Origin of the sequence: Amaricoccus tamworthensis (genome assembly GCF_049800875.1) — a bacterium.
GTDB lineage: Bacteria > Pseudomonadota > Alphaproteobacteria > Rhodobacterales > Rhodobacteraceae > Amaricoccus > Amaricoccus tamworthensis.
In genome coordinates this window covers 749,599-768,452 of sequence record NZ_JBNAFV010000001.1, presented here as the reverse complement: position 1 = coordinate 768,452, position 18,854 = coordinate 749,599, and the positions used below count along the sequence as shown (strand labels likewise).

The 18,854-nt window shown below is 59.6% G+C and carries 17 protein-coding genes; 12 read left to right on the top strand and 5 right to left on the bottom strand.

All coding sequences use genetic code 11. The annotated features are described in order from the left end of the window. Position 1: 1 nt before the first annotated feature. Genes ACP15P_RS03680 through ACP15P_RS03665 form a run of 4 tightly spaced genes read right to left on the bottom strand, consistent with a single transcriptional unit; the run spans position 2 to position 4,250 of the window. On the bottom strand, positions 2–1,156 hold the full coding sequence (locus ACP15P_RS03680) for an enolase C-terminal domain-like protein (RefSeq protein ID WP_424927143.1): 1,155 nt from the start codon (positions 1,154–1,156) through the stop codon (positions 2–4). After that, the gene (locus ACP15P_RS03675; protein WP_424927142.1) at positions 1,153–2,010 is read right to left on the bottom strand and encodes a carbohydrate ABC transporter permease; all 858 of its coding nucleotides are present in this window, start codon (positions 2,008–2,010) and stop codon (positions 1,153–1,155) included. Before ACP15P_RS03675 ends, ACP15P_RS03680 begins: the two co-directional genes overlap by 4 nt. After that, positions 2,007–2,891, bottom strand: coding sequence for a carbohydrate ABC transporter permease (locus ACP15P_RS03670; RefSeq protein WP_424927141.1), 885 nt, complete (start codon positions 2,889–2,891; stop codon positions 2,007–2,009). Before ACP15P_RS03670 ends, ACP15P_RS03675 begins: the two co-directional genes overlap by 4 nt. 42 nt (positions 2,892–2,933) lie before the next feature. After that, positions 2,934–4,250 (bottom strand): extracellular solute-binding protein, encoded by a 1,317-nt coding sequence (locus ACP15P_RS03665; protein ID WP_424927140.1) that lies wholly within the window; start codon positions 4,248–4,250, stop codon positions 2,934–2,936. A gap of 203 nt (positions 4,251–4,453) precedes the next feature. On the opposite strand from ACP15P_RS03665, the gene ACP15P_RS03660 reads away from it, so the two are divergent. From ACP15P_RS03660 to ACP15P_RS03605, 12 genes are all read left to right on the top strand, one after another. Then, entirely contained in the window at positions 4,454–5,473 is a 1,020-nt protein-coding gene (locus tag ACP15P_RS03660) for a LacI family DNA-binding transcriptional regulator (protein ID WP_424927139.1), read from the top strand. Further along, positions 5,470–6,543 carry a Gfo/Idh/MocA family protein gene (locus ACP15P_RS03655; RefSeq protein WP_424927138.1) on the top strand — a complete coding sequence of 358 codons (1,074 nt, stop codon included), beginning with the start codon at positions 5,470–5,472 and terminating at the stop codon, positions 6,541–6,543. The genes ACP15P_RS03660 and ACP15P_RS03655 overlap by 4 nt, the downstream gene beginning before the upstream one ends. Then, on the top strand, positions 6,540–7,280 hold the full coding sequence (locus ACP15P_RS03650; RefSeq protein WP_424927137.1) for an SDR family NAD(P)-dependent oxidoreductase: 741 nt from the start codon (positions 6,540–6,542) through the stop codon (positions 7,278–7,280). The genes ACP15P_RS03655 and ACP15P_RS03650 overlap by 4 nt, the downstream gene beginning before the upstream one ends. A gap of 2 nt (positions 7,281–7,282) precedes the next feature. Then, on the top strand, positions 7,283–8,194 hold the full coding sequence (locus ACP15P_RS03645; protein WP_424927136.1) for an amidohydrolase family protein: 912 nt from the start codon (positions 7,283–7,285) through the stop codon (positions 8,192–8,194). Between the two features lie 342 nt (positions 8,195–8,536). Beyond that, positions 8,537–10,057, top strand: coding sequence for a sulfatase family protein (locus ACP15P_RS03640; RefSeq protein WP_424927135.1), 1,521 nt, complete (start codon positions 8,537–8,539; stop codon positions 10,055–10,057). A gap of 13 nt (positions 10,058–10,070) precedes the next feature. After that, a complete protein-coding gene (locus ACP15P_RS03635) occupies positions 10,071–11,225 on the top strand; it encodes a mandelate racemase/muconate lactonizing enzyme family protein (RefSeq protein ID WP_424927134.1) in 1,155 nt (384 codons plus the stop codon). Positions 11,226–11,253: 28 nt separating this feature from the next. Then, entirely contained in the window at positions 11,254–13,173 is a 1,920-nt protein-coding gene (locus ACP15P_RS03630) for an ABC transporter substrate-binding protein (RefSeq protein WP_424927133.1), read from the top strand. 79 nt (positions 13,174–13,252) lie between these two features. Then, the gene (locus ACP15P_RS03625) at positions 13,253–14,236 is read left to right on the top strand and encodes an ABC transporter permease (RefSeq protein WP_424927132.1); all 984 of its coding nucleotides are present in this window, start codon (positions 13,253–13,255) and stop codon (positions 14,234–14,236) included. After that, positions 14,233–15,378, top strand: coding sequence for an ABC transporter permease (locus ACP15P_RS03620; protein WP_424927131.1), 1,146 nt, complete (start codon positions 14,233–14,235; stop codon positions 15,376–15,378). Before ACP15P_RS03625 ends, ACP15P_RS03620 begins: the two co-directional genes overlap by 4 nt. Continuing rightward, positions 15,353–16,393 carry an ABC transporter ATP-binding protein gene (locus ACP15P_RS03615; RefSeq protein WP_424927130.1) on the top strand — a complete coding sequence of 347 codons (1,041 nt, stop codon included), beginning with the start codon at positions 15,353–15,355 and terminating at the stop codon, positions 16,391–16,393. The genes ACP15P_RS03620 and ACP15P_RS03615 overlap by 26 nt, the downstream gene beginning before the upstream one ends. Continuing rightward, the gene (locus tag ACP15P_RS03610) at positions 16,386–17,372 is read left to right on the top strand and encodes an ABC transporter ATP-binding protein (RefSeq protein WP_424927129.1); all 987 of its coding nucleotides are present in this window, start codon (positions 16,386–16,388) and stop codon (positions 17,370–17,372) included. The genes ACP15P_RS03615 and ACP15P_RS03610 overlap by 8 nt, the downstream gene beginning before the upstream one ends. Before the next feature lie 75 nt (positions 17,373–17,447). Continuing rightward, entirely contained in the window at positions 17,448–18,119 is a 672-nt protein-coding gene (locus tag ACP15P_RS03605) for a GntR family transcriptional regulator (RefSeq protein ID WP_424927128.1), read from the top strand. A gap of 10 nt (positions 18,120–18,129) precedes the next feature. Here the strand turns inward: ACP15P_RS03605 and ACP15P_RS03600 are convergent, their stop codons facing one another. Beyond that, the gene (locus ACP15P_RS03600) at positions 18,130–18,846 is read right to left on the bottom strand and encodes an FCD domain-containing protein (RefSeq protein WP_424927127.1); all 717 of its coding nucleotides are present in this window, start codon (positions 18,844–18,846) and stop codon (positions 18,130–18,132) included. Positions 18,847–18,854: the final 8 nt, after the last annotated feature.

Here is an 18,854-nt window from a genome sequence, read left to right as displayed (position 1 = left end):
TCTATCCTTTCCTGTTGTTGAAGGCATCGGCGGTGAACCTCTCCAGCACGTATTCCGGCGGCTGGTTGCCGATTGAGTCTCGCGGCACGGCTGCGTGGCCCTCGGTAAACACGGGGCGCGCGCCCATCAGCGAGTAGAGCGGTGAGGTTTCGCCGCGGTCGACGCATTCGACGAGCGCATCGGTTTGCCGTACGGCGGCCAGAGCCAGTGCCCAGGGTTGTTCGCAGGTGTTATGCAGGATCACCGGGACATCGGCGGCTTTTGCGAGATCGAGGATGCGCAGCGTTTCCGATATGCCGCCCGCCCAGGCCACGTCCGGTTGCAGGTATCCTACCAGACCGGACCGGAGCAGATCCTTACAATCGGCGTAAGAGAACGCAAAGTTGCCAAGCGCCAGTGCGATTTCCGGGTCCATGCCCTGCCGGATTTTTTCCAGCCCTTCGATATCCTGGGGTGGGATGGGATCCTCAATCCATGCGAGTGGCATGTCCGCGCAGGCCTCGGCGAAGCGCAGAGTGTAATCCGCGTCCCATGCGAGGAACGCGTCGATCATGATGGGCACGTCCGGGCCTGCAGCCTTGGCAAACCGGCGCATCAGGGCGACGTTTTCTTTCAGCCCCTCTTTGCCGGATTCCGGGCCGTAGGGGGCGGCGGCTTTCAGGCCGCGCCAGGGGCCGGCGACAAAGGCCTCGGGACGCGGGGTGGTCATGTAGACCGGGAGGCTGTCTACCCCCGCGCCACCGAGAAGGTCGACCAGGGGCACGTTCCGCGCCCTGGCCGTTAAGTCCCAAAGGGCAATATCGACACCCGCAACGGCCATCATGGCAAAGCCGGAGCGGTCGTTGGGGAGAAGCGAGGCAGCCATCATCTCATTCAGGGATGCCAGATCATCGAGGCTCTCACCCTCCGCCAGCCGTGCCAGGTGGGAATTGATGATCATCTCGACGATCTCGCCACCGTTGGTGCAGCCCCAGCCGGTGCTCCCGTCCTCGCCGGTCACCCGAACGAAGACCTTTTTGGTGGGCCACATCCAGCTTGCCCGCTGTTCAGCGAAACGGGGGAAGCGGGACATGGGGGAGGCGACGCGACTGGTTTGCAGCTTTTGACTGTCGAAGCCGCAATCGACGGCGCGTGCGGTAATGGATGTAATCTTCATCCCTTCACCGCCCCGGCCAGGAGGCCGCGTGTGAAGTAGCGTTGACCGAAGAAGAACACCAGCATGATCGGCAGGGCGACGATGGTTGCGGCCGCTCCAACATACTGGAATTCCAGTGTGAAAAGTTCGACGAAGCTGGCGAGGCCGATGGTCACGGTCTTGTTCTCGTTCGACTCCAGAAGGATTGAGGCGAAGGCGAATTCCGACCATGCACCGACGAAGTGCCACATCGCGGCGGTGATCAGCGCAGGAGTGGCCAGGGGAAGCACCACCAGGACCATACTCTGCAGCCGGCTTGCGCCGTCGATCATCGCGCTTTCCTCAAGTTCTTTGGGAATTTCCCGCAGGGACGATGCTATGATCCAGGTGGCGAATGGCAGGCCGAAGGCGGAGTAGAGGAGCACCAGACCGATCAGGCTGTCCTGAAGTCCGATCATCGACATCAGTCTGTATGTCGGCAGTAACAGCGCCGCGCCCTGGAACATGCGGCTTATCAGAAGGCCACCCAGTATGAGGTCGCGGCCGGGGAAGTTCAGCCGTGCGAAGGAATAGCCGGCAAGAGTGCCGAAGAACAGAACGATCACAGTGGAGCTGATCGCGATGAAGAAGCTGTTTCCAATCAGCTGCGGCCAGTCGAGAAGCTGTCCCTTCTGATGGGTGGGAGAGAACAGCGCCTTGTAGGCATCGAGCGTCGGGGATGCCGGCCAGAAGGAGATCGGCAGCTGCGCGAGTTCAGCCTGTGTCTTGAAAGACGCAAGGAAAAGCCAGAACACCGGGAACAGGACGTAGATCGAGATTACAATGCCGATCAGGCTCAGCATGATCCAGTAGAGGGTACGGGGCTGTTCGTTCATTTCGAGCCCTCCGATGACCAGGAACGGCGGTTGATGTAGAGGTAAAGGGCGACAATCGAAGCCAGCATGACCAGGTTGATGACCGACATGGCCGACGCGACACCCCAGTTGAAGAACTCAAAACTCTGCTGGTAGATGTAGGTCGCCATGATCTGGCTGGCATTGGCTGGACCGCCGCCTGTCATGATCCAGGGAAGGGCGAATTCGGCCGTGATCCAGATCATCGAGATCACGGTGACGGCGGTCAGCGAGAACGCGATATTGGGCAGGGTGACGAAACGGAACCGCTCAAAGGCGTTTGCTCCATCCATACGCGCGGCCTCGATCTGGTCATCGGGGACGGACCGGATTGCGGCACAGAGGATGAGTGCTACCAGCGGCATTTTCCGCCAGATCAGCACAACCACGAGCGTCCACATGACGAGGTTCGGATCGCCCATGAAGGATATCGCACCCTCGCTGAAACCCCAGGATTGCAGGGTTTGTCCGATGATGCCGACCTGTCCGTGCAGCATCCATTTCCATGCCATGGCCGTGACCACATCGGGCAGAACCCATGGCAGAAGTATCAGCGCACGCAGCCAGCCGGTCATGCGGGAGTCGATTGCGAGGAAAGTGCCTACGCCAAGACCGACGGTAACGCACAGGAATGTGCCCCCGAGTATCCAGATGGCCGTGTTCTTCAGAACCAGACCGAACACCGGATCGGCGGCGAGAGCCTCGAAGTTTGAGAGCGTGCCAAAGCCACGCTCCATTCCCATGACCACCTGGGTGAGGCTGAGGGTGGCCACGTTGTAGGTGGGCCCGACGACAAACGCCAGGACGGCGGCCACCACGGGCAAAATCAGGGCGTACGCCAGAATACGATCGCTTTTCAGCATCGTCAGGCCCTCCTTGTTTTCAGTCGTTGAATTTGCCGGGGCTTAACCGCGGATCAGATCAATCTGGCCCTGTGCGGCAGCGGTTGCCTCATCCAGTGCGGCCTGCGGCGTTTTCTGTCCCAGAACCGCCTGCTGGATCGCTGTACCAAGGGCGGATTCGATGGCGGATACGCCGATGAAGCGCGGCATTGGAGCGCCACCCTCAAACAGGGTTCCGGCGTCATAGGCATTTACCCAGTTGGGCCACGCCTCTTTCAACTCGGCATTGTCCCAGGCCGCCTTACCAGCCGGGATGCGGGCAATTTCAGGCTGACCACCCCAAATTTCGAGTTGTTCGTTCTGTGACCAGAAATCGAGGTACTCAATGGCGGCTTCCGGATTGGACGAACGCGACGAAACCATGAGCATCGCTGTCCCGTCCATGATGGCATTCACAGGTTCAAAACTGCCGGAGGGTGCCGTCGGTCGTGGCATGGGCACGCCGGTCCAGCGGATGCCCTCGTTCACGCCCCAGGGTGTATTGAGCCAGGACAGGCCGATCCACATGGCCGAACGCCCCTGGCCAAAAAGCTGTGCCGTGTCGCGGAAGAAGGTTTCGGTCAGGGATGTTGCTGCGGGGGTGGAGCCGTCTTCGATAAGGTTGACGTAGAACTGTAGCGCGTCGACGACGCCGGGGTCGTTCAGGGTGACCTTGCCGGACTCCTCATCGAAAATGCGACCGCCATTGGCATAGGCAATGCCTTCGAAGATGTTGATGTCAACAGGTGCGGTCGTGGCCGGGAAGGCGATGCCGGGACGGTCCGGTTTGGTCATCGCTTTTGCATATTCGCGAACCTCCTCCCACGTCTCGGGCGGCCGGTCAAAGCTCGCTTCCTCGAGAGCGTCGAGATTGATGGCAAGGAAACTCGCCATGTCGACATAGGTCGGCAGGGCGTAGAGTTTCCCGTCATGCATACCGGATTCAAAAACTTCCGGGACCATGCGGTCCTTCCACCCGGCCATCCGGTCGCCGGCAATATCGTCGAGCGGCTGGATCATGCCAAAACCGGCGAATTCCGGGATGTCCTGACCGAAGGCGATCACGACGTCGGCGAGGCGGTTGGTCTGGAATCCCGCGAGGATTTTCTGTCGGCGGATCTGACCATTGAAGTAGGAGTAGTTCAGGCTGACGTCGCCATTCGCGGCGGAAAACGCGTCATTGCGCTGGGCCCAGACCTCAACCTCCTGAGGTGTTCCACCGAATTTCCAGACAGAGATTTCTCCGCTGGCGGCGAGAGCCTGTCCAGCCGGTAGAAGTGAGGCTGCGCCCATTGCGCTTGTGGTTTTTAGAAAGCTGCGGCGGTTGATGGAATTCGACATTGTATCCTCCCGGTTTTGTTGTCGTCGATGATCTGCGTTTTGCGCAGATCTACGATGACATTCGAATATCATTCGATATTGACGGACGTTATTGGCAATGATACTCGTATGTCAACGGTAATTTTACCACATTGCCTTTGTCGAAATTCTCACGCAGTTTCGACCGGATGATGCTGGGCGAAATGCCGATAGGGAGGCCGTGAATGGCGCAAGTTGACAGGAAAAAGGTGACGCTCAAGGACGTCTCAAAAGCCTCCGGGCTTTCGTTGATTACCGTGTCGCGTGCCCTGCGTCAGCCGGAGACCGTCCACGCGGATACGCGCGCAAGGATCCAAAGCACGATCGAGGAAATCGGCTACATTCCGAATCTGACGGCCCGTTCCCTAGTGTCGCAGCGATCCGACATGATCGGGGTGGTCGTGCCCATTCTTGCCAGCTCACTGTTTGCGGATTTTGCGCAGGGGGTCAGCCATGTACTGGAGCCAAGGAAGCAGCAGATGCTCCTCGCCGTCAGCGACTGGTGTCCGAAAAAGGAGGAAGAGGCGATACGGACCTTCATCGCCCGCCAGGCCGACGCGATAATCGTGACGGGCTTCTCGCACACACAGACCGCCCGCAAACTGCTCGACAGTTTTTCCGGGCCGGTGGTTGAGGCCTGGAACCTTCGGGACAACGCGATCGACAGCGCGGTGGGTTTTGACAACTACGGTGCCGCTGTTGAGATGACCCGCTACCTGATTGAGCGTGGCTACAGGGAAATTGTTATGGTCGGCGGCTCGTCAGCCAACAACGACCAGGCGGAGGATCGACGGCGCGGCTTTGTGGACGCCATGCGTGGGGCAGGCCGCAGCGTCGACGAGGATACGATCGTTGAGTTTGACAACCCGGCAACCATAGAGGGTGGGCTTTCCCTTGTTGAGAGTCTGTTTGCACGCAAACGCAGGCCGGACGCTCTCTTTTTTCTCGCGGAACTGCCTGCCCATGGAGCAATGCTGTGGTGCATTTCCAACGGGGTCAGGGTGCCCGATGAACTGGCCATTGCCGGCTTCGGGGATCTCAGCCTTTCCGCGCTTCTTCCGGTGCCTATGACAACCGTTCAGATCAGGGGGCGGGCCATTGGTGAGTGCTCGGCAAACCTCGTGATGGAGCGGCTTGAGGGTGGCGCAAATGACCCCGTCACCCAGGACATCGGCTATCACCTGCAAATCAGGGAAAGTACATGACTTCAAACATTGGACCCGTGCGGGCCGCAATCATCGGTGCCGGTCATTTCGCCTACCGCATGCACATCCCGGTTCTTGCGGCCCGGGACGACGTTGCCCTGGACTCGGTTTGTCGCCTCGGGCGCGATGAGCTTGATCTCATTGCCGACGAGTTCGGATTTGCATTTGCGACCGAGAACTGGCGCGAGATTTTGGACAGGGACATCGATGTGGCGGTTATCTCATCGCCGCACAATCTCCACTACGAACAGGCCCGCGCTTTCCTTCAGAAAGGCTGTCACGTCCTCGTGGAAAAACCGATGTGCCTCGACCCCGGTGAAGCCTGGGATCTGGTGGAGATGGCGAAAGCATGCGGCCGCGAACTGCTGGTTGCTTACGGTTGGAACTACAAGCCGGGCCTCGATGAAATGCGGGAAATGATCGCAGAGATCGGTGATATTGAGCACGTCGTCTGTCACATGGCGTCCTTCACCCGCAGCATTTTCTCTGGCGGTACGCTTTCCAATTGGGGGCACATCGCCATTCAGCCGGAACGCAGCACATGGGAAGCGCCTGACCAGGGGGGAGGTTATGCCTATGGGCAGCTGTCGCATGCGCTGGGCATTCTTTACTGGCTCACGGATCTACGCTGTGCCTCCGTTCGGGCGATGTTGTTTGACGCGCCGAGTTCCATTGATCTGCACGACGCAGCTGCGGTCCGTTTTGAGGGTGGGGCAACCGGGGTGTTTTCCGGCAGTTGCGGTGTCCCCAACGGCCATGGCTTTGAGGTCGATCTGCGCATCTACGGCAGCCGGGGTTCGGTGCTTCTCGATATTGAGACGGAGCGCCTGGTGCTCAAACTCCCCGATGGCGAAACGCGGGTGGCCGATGTCCCGGAAGGGGCCTGGAAATACAGTTGCGAGGCACCTGCAGCTCGGTTGGTTGATCTCGCGCTGGGTCACGGCTGCAATGAAAGCCCGGGGGAGGTTGGGGCCAGGGCGGTGGAAACGCTTCACGCCATTGTCGCCTCAGGCAAAGCGAACGGACAGGAACAGTTGATTAATTTAAAGCAGAAAGCAGCCGCAGAATGACAGACTTCAGCAATCAGACCGCAATTGTAACAGGCGGTGCCCAGGGTATTGGCCGTGCCGTCGCAAATCGGCTCGCGGAGGCTGGAGCAAGGCTCGCCATCTGGGATCGTGACGCGGAACTGGCGAGGGAGGCCGCAACGGAGATCGATGGGAGTGCTTTTGCGTGCGAGGTCGACATTTCGGATTACGACAGCGTCGAGAAGGCAATGGCGTACACGCTTGAGCAGACCGGACGCGCCGATATCCTCGTGAATTCCGCGGGCATTGCAGGCTCCAACATGCCGTTGGCCGATTATCCGGTGGAGGAATTCCGGACGATCACGGAGATCAATCTTCTCGGCACATTCCACGTCAACCGTGCCGTGGTGCCGGCAATGACCAGTCAGGGTTATGGGCGTATCGTCAACATTGCGTCCGTTGCCGGCAAGGAGGGCAATCCCAACGCCAGCGCGTATTCCGCGTCGAAAGCGGGCGTGATCGGATTGACCAAATCCCTGGGCAAGGAACTCGCGGGTCAGGACATAGCCGTGAACTGTGTGACGCCCGCCGCGGCCCGGACGCGCATATTCGACCAGATGAAACAGGAACACATAGACTACATGCTTTCCAAAATTCCGCGGGGCCGTTTTCTGGAGCTTGATGAGGCGGCGGCAATGATCGTCTGGCTGTGTTCGATAGAAAACAGCTTTACGACAGGTTCGGTGTTCGATCTCTCAGGTGGACGCGCGACGTACTGAGCATGGTGGAGTGGCTTGACGGAATTGATCTGGTTGATGGACACCATCACTTCTGGGATCTGAGCCGCTTTCCATATCGCTGGCTTGCGCCAGATGCTCCACCGGCGCGGTTTGGCGATAAGGCGTCGATCAGCCGGGATTTCCTGCCGGCTGATTACCTTGCAACATTTCGGGACCTGCCCCTGGCGGCAAGTGTCCACGTTCAGGCCAATTGCGGCGCTGCTGACCCGGTGGAGGAAACGCTTTGGCTGCAGGAACTGGCGGAGAGGGACGGGTGGCCATCGGCAATTGTTGCGGAGGTTGATCTCTGCTGCACGGATGCCAGAGCCCAAATCGCACGTCATCTGCGCGTTCCGGCCCTGCGCGGCGTCCGGACACCGGTTGCGTGGGATGCCGAGGGCCGGTGGCGCGTGGCGGACCGGCCTGAAGTCCTTTCCGATCCCGGGTTTCGCAGTGTGCTGAAAACCCTGGAGGACAACCAACTCTGTCTGGAATTTGTTGTCGTTCCTGAACAGCTTTCCGAGGTGCGGGCTCTGGCAATCGACCATCCCGCCTTGAAACTTGTGATCAACCATTTCGCGACGCTGGAGCCGGGTCGGCCCGGAAACGCCCGCAATTGGCTGGACGGTATCAAGGCCTTGGCAGATGTGGAGAATGTCTACGTCAAGCTCTCGGGGCTCTGGACCGTGGACCGGAAGTGGCGTTCTTCCGTCATTGCTCCTTACATCGCACATTTGCTGAACTTTATCGGCCCTGACCGGGTGCTCTATGGATCGAACCTGCCGGTTGAGACTGTAAATTGCCCCGTGGGTGAACAGTTCAAACAGCTGACTTCTGTTTTCTCCGGGCAAACGAGGGCTGTGGTTCGGTCGGTGTTCTCCGATACGGCACGGCGGCTGTACCGAATTCAGTAATTTTTCCTGCGGCACATATGCTGCCCGAAGCTTGGGCCGGGCGCGGTGACGGTTGCCGTATAAACGGCTCATGCGGCTGCTGGTGCGAGCGAACTCGCGGTCCCCGGCTGACATGTTCCAAAATTACCACGACATTTCAGATACTTGGTTCGATACTATCGATGGTCGGGCCAGATTGACTGTGAAAAATTTTAATTAAGACGATCAAAACAAAAAAATAGTCGACTATTTTTTTCCTTTGATCTAACAATTGAGAAAGAATCAAATGAAGGGAGGAGAAATGCTCGGCATTTCAGCGGCTTCGGCCGCACGGAAGAGGTTTGTCTGCTGCCGGGTGCAGGCGTGAGCGGTGCACCGGATATCCTTCTGATCACCACGGATCAGCAGCGCGGAGACTGTATTGGCGGTGCGGGACGATTGGTGAGGACGCCGAACATTGACCGGATCGCCTCCCGCGGTGCCCGTTTCGACACCTGTATAACCCCCCATCCCATGTGCCAGGCCGCGAGGGCCTCAATTCTCACAGGCAAGCTCCCTTACAGTCATGGCGTACGCGACAACGGTCGCAATCTGGACCCGGATCTGGCGGAGGAGGGGCTGGGCGGGCTTTTTTCCCGTGCGGGATACGACACGGGTTTCATCGGCAAGGCGCATTTCTCGACGCACGAGACCTTTTCCCCGACCGGTTTTCCCGAATGCTACGGCTCCGTGGCGCGGTTCGACGAAAGCTGGACCGGTCCCTATATGGGGTTTGAGAACGTGGCGCTGACGTTGCGGCCACATCATCACTGCGGGTGGAAAGATCGGCCGAACACACTCCACTACGAGCATTTTCTCGATCAGGATGGTCAGGGCGGAGCGCGGTGGGCGCGCGCCAAAGAGGCCGTCCCGCCGCTGACCAGCCACAAACAGGTCTGGCGCTCGGCGCTGGAGGACGAGTGGATGTCCACCTCCTGGGTTGGCGACCGTGCGGTTGAAATGCTGGAGACCCGCGGCGACAGGCCGCTGATGTCCTGGATTTCGTTCCCGGATCCACATCCGCCGTTCCTTGCCGCCTCGCCCTGGGCCTCAATGTACGACCCGGCCGAGGTCGATCTGCCGCTGCACCGGGAGATGGATCTGGACAGGCGGCCCTGGTGGCATCGGGCATTCCTCGAAAGCCCGGTCCGCCGCACGCAGAAACGCAACCATGCGGAAGATCAGCCTTACTGGGGTAATGACGATGCGCTGGGCGACGCGGATCTGCGCGATGCGATTGCGGTTTATTATGGGATGATCGCTGCAATCGATCATCAGATTGGACGCATCCTTGACCACCTGGAGGCATCCGGTCGGCTGGAAAACACAATCGTCATCTTCACGTCCGACCATGGCGAGTGGCTGGGGGATCACGGTCTGCTTCTTAAGGGACCGATGCTCTACGACGGGTTGTTGCGCGTGCCGCTTGTCATGGCCGGGCCCGGCATTGCCCAGGGACGGTTTGACGCGCCGGTATCGACGCTCGATTTGCGCGCGACGGTCGCGGAGCTTTGCGGGATTAACGCATCTGATGACGACGGTTTGTCGCTTCTCGACGTCCTGGGCGGTGCGGAACGTGATGTGGCCCATAACGAATGGGAGGTCGACGCAGAGCGCAGCGGCGTTGATCTCGACCTGCGAACCGTCAGGTCGCGTACCCACCGTCTGTCCGTTGATCTGACGAGCGGTGCGGGTGAACTGTACGACCTCATCAACGATCCCTTCGAGATGAAAAACCTTTGGGACACCGTCGGTGCCGCATCCGTGCGGGATCGTCTGATCTCCACAATTGCGGTGGAGCGTCCCGGAATGATCCCGGCGGCGCCCCGCGTCGGCTGGCACTGAAAGGCCCTATTACATGACGAAAATTGCATCCATCGAACCGCTTCTGGCCCGGGTTGGCATTCGCAATCAGCTTCTGGTCAAGGTCACGACCGAGGACGGACTCATTGGCTGGGGTGAATCCGGGCTGTCCGCGCGCGAGGAGTCCGTTGCCGCAACCATTCGGCATTTCGCGGCCTTCCTGGTCGGCAGGGATTCCAACCAGATTGGACGCATCTGGCAGGAAAGCTACCGCAGCCAGTATTTTGAGGGTGGCCGTGTTCTGACCGCCGCCATGTCGGCAATCGATATTGCGCTCTACGACATTCTCGGCAAACGCCTCGGCGTGCCGGTCTATCAGTTGTTGGGGGGCAAGCACCGGGATGAGATTCCGACATTTCCAAGCGCACAGTCCAATGATCTGGATGAGTTGCTTGCCAAGGCGCGGGTCCTGGTCGGCCACGGATGGGATTGCCTTCGCATTTACACCGGCGATTTCAAAGGCGACGGTGCGTTTGACCCGCGGAAAAACCTCAATCAGGCCGCCAGGGAGCTGATCGCTCTGCGCGAGGAGTTCGGACCCGATCTTTGTCTCGGCATTGATCTGCACCATCGACTGTCGCTGGCCGAGGCCGCGGATTTCTGTAACCGGCTGCCCGCGGGAACCCTCGACTTTCTGGAGGAGCCGATCCGCTGCGAAACGCCCGAGGCCTACCGTACACTGCGCTCGATGACCAACATTCCCTTCGCGGTCGGTGAGGAGTTTGCCTCGAAGTGGCAGGCGGCGCCCTATATTGAGCAGGGTCTGACGCAGTACATGCGCGTCGATATCTGCAACATCGGCGGTTTTACCGAGGCGATGAAAGTCGCCGGGTGGTGTGAGCGCCATTACATCGACCTGATGCCCCACAACCCGCTTGGCCCGGTCTGTACCGCGGCCACCATCCACATGGCTGCTGCGGTCCCGAATTTCAGCTGGGCGGAGACCCGGCAGGGGCCGACAGAAGATCTGGGTTTCCATGACCCCGAACTGTTTCCGGTTCAGATCCCGCTCGATGGCATCACCTACAGGGTGCCGGACCGGCCGGGTCTCGGAGTTGAGGTCGACGAGGAAAAAATACGGGCCAGCCAGCCCACCCATGTCGAACCGCCACATCTGTGGCGGCCGGACGGCTCTGTCACCAACTGGTGACCAATTTTAACGGAGGAGGAAAACGCAAATGAATAAATGGCTGACAGGAACGGCGCTCGCGGGAGCGCTGGCCATAATGGCGGCGGGGCAGGCCCTGGCCTATGAGGAGGCTCCGGAACTGGCGGAGAAGGTTGCGGCCGGAGACCTGCCGCCGGTTGACGAGCGACTGCCGTCGGAGCCGCTGGTGATGGACGTGATTGAGGGGCCCGGTGAATACGGCGGAACCCTGCGCCGGGCCATTCTTGGTGGCGGCGATCAGCACAACATGGTGCGGACCATTGGCAGTGACAACATGGTTCGCTGGTCCCCGGACTGGTCGGAGATCCGGCCGAACATCGCCAAATCATGGGATGTTTCCGAGGACGCATCGAAGTTCACGTTCCATCTACGTGAAGGGATGAAGTGGTCCGACGGCGCACCGTTTGGTGCCGATGACATCATCTTCTGGTACGAGGATATTTTCTCGGATCCACAGCTGACACCGAACAAGGATTCCACGTTCATCGGCCCGGCCGGACCCGTGAAAATCACGAAGATCGATGACGTAACGGTGGAGTTCGATTTCGGAGCACCCAACGGCCTGTTCCTTCAGGCGCTGGCATATGGTTTTGGCTACCACGCCACGGCCTATCCGAAACACTACCTCAGCCAGTTCATGCCCAGATACAACGATGATGTTCAGGCGCTGGTGGAAGCCGAGCCGGCTGCGGGTGACTGGGTCCAGCTGTTTAACCTGAAGGCCGGGCCGATGGACACGCCTTTGTTCTGGCAGAACCCGGACCGCCCGACGCTCCATGCGTGGCACCTGACCAATGCCTATGGTGCGACCGATCGTGTCGTCGCGGAGCGCAACCCGTACTACTACAAAGTCGACAGCGAGGGCCAGCAGCTGCCCTATATGGACCGCATTACCTATGATCAGGTCGAGGATGTGGAGACCATCCTCCTCAAGGCCTTTAATGGTGAGATCGACTATATGCTGCGCCACCTTGGCCGTCCGTCGAACAAGGCTTCGCTGACGGACAACATGGAACGCGGGCAATACCGTTTCTTCGATGTGGGCGATCTTCCCGCGAATATCATGATTCTGATGATGAACCTCAATCACACCGATCCCATGAAGCGGGAGGTCATCAACAACAAGGATTTCCGCATCGGTGTCAGCCATGCCATGAACCGTCAGGAAGTCATTGACCTGCTGTATTTTGGCGCAGGCACCGCGGCGCAGACGGCCCCCCGTGAGGGAACGGAACTCTACAAGGAAGAGCACGCCAAGCAGTACACGGAATACGATGTTGATCTGGCCAATGAGTATCTCGACAAGGTGCTGCCGGAGAAGGACGCCGAAGGGTTCCGGATTGGTCCGGATGGTGAGCGGTTCTCGCTGATCTTCCTGGTCGCTGACGTTTTTGGGCTGCAGTATCCTGACGCGATGGAACTGATCGCGGGTTACGCGCGCGATGTTGGCCTCGATTTCCAGATCCGCGCGACCGACCGTTCGCGTCTGATTGAGCTCCACACGTCGAACGACTTCGATGCCTATCTGTGGAACTGTTCCGGTGGTCAGGCGGACGCCTACACCACGCCGATCTGCTACGTTCCGACCATCTCGAATTCGGTTTCCTGGGCGCGTGAGTGGGCGGCCTGGGGTGTTGATCCCTCAACCGGTGAAGAACCGCCGCAGGGTGTGAAGGACATCTTTGAGACCTACAAACAGGTCCGTGCCGCGGCCACTCCGGAAGAGCAGCGTGATCTGATGATCGAGGTTCTCGACATGGCGGCGGACGAGTTCTTTACAATCGGAATGGTGCAGAACGACCCTGTGTTCGGCATCGCCCGCAACAACGTAAGAAACGTGCCCGATCCTCTGCCGATTGCGGGACAACTGTGGTTCCCTGCGCCCTACACCGCGCAGATGTACTTCGAGGGCGGCGCCAACCTGCCGTGATCTGAAGTACGCCACCGGGTCGGCCGGTTTCCTCCCGCCGGTCGACCCATCTTTTTGACGACATTGGAAAGGAGCGGCCATGGGTGGCTTCATCTTCCGAAGGGTTCTCTACATGATCCCGACGGTCTTCCTGGTCTCCATCGTGACCTTCATCATTATCCAGCTTCCGCCTGGGGACTATCTAGACAGTCTTGCGGCTGAGATGGGTGAGGCGGGCGTCGACAACACAGCCGTTGTTGAACAGTTGCGCGAACAGTACGGACTGGGTCAGCCAATGTACCTGCAGTACTGGAAATGGATGACGGGGATCCTGCTGGAAGGTGACTTTGGCATCTCCTTTGAGAAAAACCTTCCGGTCACGGATGTCATCTGGGACCGGCTTGGATGGACCTTCGCAATCTCGCTGCTTACCTTAGGCTTCATCTGGGCCGTGGCCCTTCCCATCGGAATCTACTCGGCGGTCCGCAAGTATTCCGTAGGGGATTACGTCGCCACGTTTTTTGGCTTCGTTGGTCTTGCGGTGCCGAATTTTCTTCTGGCGCTGGTGATGATGTACGTGGCCTTCAAGTATTTCGGTCAGTCGGTCGGAGGCCTCGTAAGTCCCGAATATCTTGAGCAGCCCTGGTCGTGGGGTAAATTCGTCAATCTGCTGCAACACATATGGATGCCGGTTTTTGTGGTCGGAACATCCGGCGCGGCGGCGCTGATCCGCATCATGCGTGCCAACCTTCTGGATGAACTGTATCGGCCTTACGTTGTCACGGCGCGCGCCAAGGGCATGTCGGAGTTCCAGCTTCTGATGCGGTATCCGGTACGTGTCGCGCTCAACCCCTTCATTTCCACAATCGGATGGATTTTGCCAACGCTGGTGTCGGGCGAGATCATCGTGGCCGTGGTCATGAACCTGCCGACCACCGGGCCGCTTCTGCTGCGGGCCCTGCTGGTTCAGGACATGTACCTGGCCGGTTCGCTCATTCTGATTGTCAGCCTGCTCACGGTAATCGGTACGCTTCTGTCGGACGTGCTGCTGGCCTGGGTCGACCCGAGGATACGTTACCAATGACCGCCATCGATTCAGCAATCGAAGTACAGGCCGCCGAGTCGGTGAAAACACCGGCCCTGCTGGGCCCCTGGGCGCTGATGTGGCGCCAGTTCCGCCGGCACGGTGTCGCCTATTTCAGCCTCTTCATCGTGGGGTTCGTTTACCTCGTCGCGCTGTTCGGTGAATTCCTTGCACCGGCGGATTATCTGAAAACCAACACGCGGGCACCCTTCGCGCCGCCGCAGGGCATTCACTTCTTCACTCAGGATGAGGACGGCAACAGCCGGTTTCAGCTGCATTCCTACGGGCTGAAGATGGAGGTCGACCGGGAGGCGATGCGTCGGCATTTTGTGCCGGACCCTGAAAAGACCATTCCGCTGGGTTTCTTTGTAAAGGGGTATGAGTACAGACTGCTCTGGCTGATCCCGACCGACCGGCATTTCTTCGGTCCAAAGGATCCGGACCAGACGGTGTATTTCTTTGGGGCCGACCGGTTGGGACGGGACATCCTGAGCCGGATCATCATGGGAACCCGCATCTCCATGTCGATTGGTCTGGTCGGCGTGGCGGTGTCCCTGATTGTCGGGGTCAGTCTTGGCGGGCTGTCCGGCTACTATGGGGGATGGGTGGACAATGCGATCCAACGTCTGATCGAGTTTCTTCGGTCGATCCCGACGATCCCGCTTTGGATGGGTCTGGCCGCGGCGATCCCGCTCGACTGGCCGCCTCTGCGAACCTATTTCGTGGTGACGCTGATTGTGTCGATGATCGGTTGGACGACGCTTGCCCGTGAGGTTCGCGGCAAGTTCCTGTCGCTACGGCACGAGGATTTTGTAGTGGCGGCGCGGCTTGACGGTCTGTCCGACTGGGAAGTAATCCGCAAACATTTGGTGCCCAGTTTTGCCAGTCACATAATTGCGTCGCTCACGCTGGCGGTGCCTTTGATGATCCTTGCAGAAACATCGCTCTCGTTTCTCGGCATAGGTCTGCAGCCGCCGATCGTGTCCTGGGGCACGCTGCTGAAGGAAGCGCAGAACATTCGCACAATTATTGAGGCGCCCTGGCTTCTTATCGCTCCGGGCTCGGTCATCGTGATCACCGTGCTTGCCCTCAACTTTCTAGGAGACGGCCTACGCGATGCCGCAGATCCCTATGCCCACTGATACGCAGACCAAACCTCTTGTCGAAATCCAGGGGCTCAGGACCCACTTCTTCACCGATGACGGTCTGGTCCGGGCGGTCGAGGGTGTTGATCTGGATGTCCTGCCCAACCGGACGCTGTGTCTGCTTGGCGAGTCGGGCTGTGGCAAGTCGATCATGGCACGCTCGATCCTGCGGATCGTTGACGCCCCGGGGCGGATTACCGGCGGCTCCATCCTCTACCACGCGGCCGATGGGCGGACGGTTGACCTTGCCAAGGCAAGGCCTGGGTCCCGCGAGTTGCGGTCGATCCGGGGCAGCGACATCGCCATGATCTTTCAGGAACCGATGTCCTCGCTCGGTCCGATCCAAAAGATCGGACGCCAGATCACGGAAACCATCCGGTTGCACCGGGACGTGACCAAGGCGGAGGCGCGCGAGGAGGCCATCGACATGCTGGCGCGGGTTGGCATTCCGCGTCCAGCGGAGCGGTTTGAGTCCTATCCGTTTGAACTGTCCGGTGGAATGCGGCAGCGGGCGATGATTGCCATGGCGCTCAGTTGCCAGCCACGACTGCTGATTGCCGATGAACCGACCACAGCGCTCGACGTGACCACGCAGGCGCAGATCCTCGACCTGATTGCTGAACTGAAGGACGAGTTCAAAATGGCGGTCATGCTCATTACTCACGATCTGGGGGTTGTTGCGGAAGTGGCTGACGATGTGGCGGTCATGTACATGGGCAAGATTGTCGAAAAATCCGATGTCTATGGACTGTTCGAAAACCCGCGCCACCCCTACACGCGGGCTCTGCTCGATTCCGTTCCGCGTATTGGCGTAACGGGCCGGAACCGGCTGCCCGCCATCCGTGGCATGGTGCCCCATCCTCTGGCGCGTCCGTCTGGCTGCACCTTCCGGACACGGTGTGACCATTTCATGCCGGGCATCTGCGACCTGCGCGAACCGCAACTGAAACCGCAGGGTGACGGGCAGGTTGCCTGTTTCCTGCACGAAAAGGAGGTGACCGCGGATGTCTGAAGCCATTCTCGAGGTCCGTGACCTGACCATGACGTTTGGCGGTAGCGACGGCGGCTGGTTTTCCAGGCCCCAAAAGGGGTTTGTCGCGGTGGATGCGGTGTCTTTCGATGTGAAACGTGGCGAGACGTTTGGCATCGTCGGTGAATCCGGCAGTGGCAAGACCACGCTTGGCCGGTGCATTCTGCGGGTGGTGGACCCGAGTGAGGGGTCCATCAAATTCCTGCCGAGGGACGGTAGCGACGTCGAACTTGCGACGGCACCGATTGATCAGATGCGGCAGATCTGGCGCAAGGTGCGTATGATCTTTCAGGATCCGCAGGCTTCGCTCAATCCGCGTTTGCGGGTGATCGATGTTGTGGGACAGGCGTTGCAGAAGACTGAAGGTCTAAAGGGTCGTGCATTGAGCGAACGTGTCGGTGCCCTGCTGGAGAGTGTAGGGTTGCGCCGCGAATTCATGCACCGTTACCCCAACGCCTTCTCTGGCGGTCAGCGGCAAAGGCTTGGCATCGCGCGGGCGCTGTCGACCCAACCGGAACTGGTGGTGGCGGATGAGGCCGTTTCGGCGCTCGACGTGTCGATCCAGGCGCAGACGCTCAATCTGTTGCAGGATCTCCAGGAAGAGTTTGCGTTGACCTTTCTGTTCATCGCCCACGATCTGGCGGTTGTCGAGCATATCTGCGACCGGGTGGCGGTGATGTACCGGGGTCAGTTTGTTGAGGTGGCCGATACCGCCACACTCTTCAACGCGCCGCAGCATCCCTACACGCGCGCTCTGCTTGAGGCGGTGCCGGTCGCGGATCTGCGTCGGCGGGGGCGCAAGACCGGGAAAGCGGAGCCGGTCGATGTGGGTGTGCCGCCCAAAGGTTGCCGTTTCTCGACACGCTGTCCCCATGCCACGGATCTTTGCCGGGCTTCACGGCCGCCGGTGAGAAATATCAATGGTGCTGATGTGCTGTGTCATTTTGCCGGGGAGATCTGACCCCGGTTCCGTCGCGCACTGGCGGATGCCGGTATGCGGCGTTACTGTGACGGGAAAATTTCGGGTAGATTGTTGATGAAAACTGGTGACGACCCTGCGGAGGTTCCGCTGTATGACGCGATTCTGGATGAGATCTATGACGGTCGTCTGGCCGGTGGGCAGAGGCTGAAGGTCTCGGAAATTGCGGAGCGCTATGGCACGAGCACTAGTCCGGTGCGCGAGGTGCTGCGGCGGATGCAGGGCGAGGGGTTTGTCGAAATACACCCAAACCGTGGTGCCACGATCCGTCCCACGGATGCCGGCTCGATACAGAACATCTTTGAGGTTCTGCAGATGCTGGAACCCTATTTCGTGAACTGGTTTGCGGATTACGCGCCGCCCGAACTGCTCGATGAACTGGAACAGGTACAGGCGAGAATACGCGAACTGCCGCATGGCGAACAGCGCACCTTCCGAAAGCTTGATTTTCAGTTCCACGAGATTTTCTGCAGGGGACACTACAACCAGACCGCTGCGGAGATTTGGCGCAATTTGCGAACCGCTCTAAATGTTCAGGCTGCGCGGCTGCGTATTTCTCCGGCCCGTTATGAGGCCATCATGGACGAACATGATCAGTTGGTCGCCGCGCTTAAGGCCAACGATGCAGCCAAGGCGGATACCGTCATCCGCAAGCATGTTGACGGATCGTTCGTGCAGATGTCGCAGCAGATCCGGGCGCTGGGCGTGTCGAACGCCAGCAGGCCGTAATCCCCACGCTTCAAAGGCCATCGCCAAAGGTTTCGCAGACCTGCTCCCAGGCCTGGTCAAGATGGCAGCGCAGCGCGGTTTCGGCCGCGTCCGGGTCGCGCATCAAAATGCCATCGAAAATTGCCACATGCGCCTCATAGTTCGCCCGGTTGCGTTCCGGCAGTCGCGGCATCCGTGACCATTGGGGCGCGAGCCACGTCACGTAGGCCCGATGCAATGCGGGCAGGACGGGGTTCTGCGGGATTTCATAGAGCAGGGCGTGAAACGCCCGGTCGGTGAGATAGAACCGTTCGCTGTCATCAACCGCGGCCTTGTTCGCTTCGAGGGCCGATTTAAGGGCCGCTATGTCGTCGCGCTGTGCCTGTTGTGCCGCCTGGCGGACAAGCGCGGATTCGACCAGGATGCGGGTATCGAACAGGTTTTTGACCCCGCCGGAATTGTTCAGCAGGTGACTGACCACGGATTCCATTGCTGAGATTGCAGCGTCATATCCGGGTTTGCGTACGATAGGGCGGTGGCGCGGGCGGGCCTCAAGGAGGCCCTGCTTGGACAGGCTCTGGACAGCTTCACGCACCACGGTACGGCTGATGCCGAATTCCTCCATCAACAGGCGTTCGGGGGGCAGCGGCGTTCCATCCGAATATTCCCCGGACTGGATTTTCTGTGAAAGCTGGCGCACAACGGTGTCTGCGGCGCGTCCCGATCGGCTTTCGTTGATGTCCTGCATTAAGGTCT

Excerpts from the sequence above, each read along its gene's own strand:
- ACP15P_RS03670 (WP_424927141.1), bottom strand. The coding sequence starts at position 2,891 with ATGCTGAAAAGCGATCGTATTCTGGCGTACGCCCTGATTTTGCCCGTG.
- ACP15P_RS03650 (WP_424927137.1), top strand. The coding sequence starts at position 6,540 with ATGACAGACTTCAGCAATCAGACCGCAATTGTAACAGGCGGTGCCCAG.
- ACP15P_RS03660 (WP_424927139.1), top strand. The coding sequence starts at position 4,454 with ATGGCGCAAGTTGACAGGAAAAAGGTGACGCTCAAGGACGTCTCAAAA.
- ACP15P_RS03675 (WP_424927142.1), bottom strand. The coding sequence starts at position 2,010 with ATGAACGAACAGCCCCGTACCCTCTACTGGATCATGCTGAGCCTGATC.
- ACP15P_RS03655 (WP_424927138.1), top strand. The coding sequence starts at position 5,470 with ATGACTTCAAACATTGGACCCGTGCGGGCCGCAATCATCGGTGCCGGT.
- ACP15P_RS03620 (WP_424927131.1), top strand. The coding sequence starts at position 14,233 with ATGACCGCCATCGATTCAGCAATCGAAGTACAGGCCGCCGAGTCGGTG.
- ACP15P_RS03625 (WP_424927132.1), top strand. The coding sequence starts at position 13,253 with ATGGGTGGCTTCATCTTCCGAAGGGTTCTCTACATGATCCCGACGGTC.
- ACP15P_RS03605 (WP_424927128.1), top strand. The coding sequence starts at position 17,448 with ATGAAAACTGGTGACGACCCTGCGGAGGTTCCGCTGTATGACGCGATT.
- ACP15P_RS03630 (WP_424927133.1), top strand. The coding sequence starts at position 11,254 with ATGAATAAATGGCTGACAGGAACGGCGCTCGCGGGAGCGCTGGCCATA.
- ACP15P_RS03680 (WP_424927143.1), bottom strand. The coding sequence starts at position 1,156 with ATGAAGATTACATCCATTACCGCACGCGCCGTCGATTGCGGCTTCGAC.
- ACP15P_RS03600 (WP_424927127.1), bottom strand. The coding sequence starts at position 18,846 with ATGCAGGACATCAACGAAAGCCGATCGGGACGCGCCGCAGACACCGTT.
- ACP15P_RS03635 (WP_424927134.1), top strand. The coding sequence starts at position 10,071 with ATGACGAAAATTGCATCCATCGAACCGCTTCTGGCCCGGGTTGGCATT.
- ACP15P_RS03665 (WP_424927140.1), bottom strand. The coding sequence starts at position 4,250 with ATGTCGAATTCCATCAACCGCCGCAGCTTTCTAAAAACCACAAGCGCA.
- ACP15P_RS03645 (WP_424927136.1), top strand. The coding sequence starts at position 7,283 with ATGGTGGAGTGGCTTGACGGAATTGATCTGGTTGATGGACACCATCAC.
- ACP15P_RS03610 (WP_424927129.1), top strand. The coding sequence starts at position 16,386 with ATGTCTGAAGCCATTCTCGAGGTCCGTGACCTGACCATGACGTTTGGC.
- ACP15P_RS03615 (WP_424927130.1), top strand. The coding sequence starts at position 15,353 with ATGCCGCAGATCCCTATGCCCACTGATACGCAGACCAAACCTCTTGTC.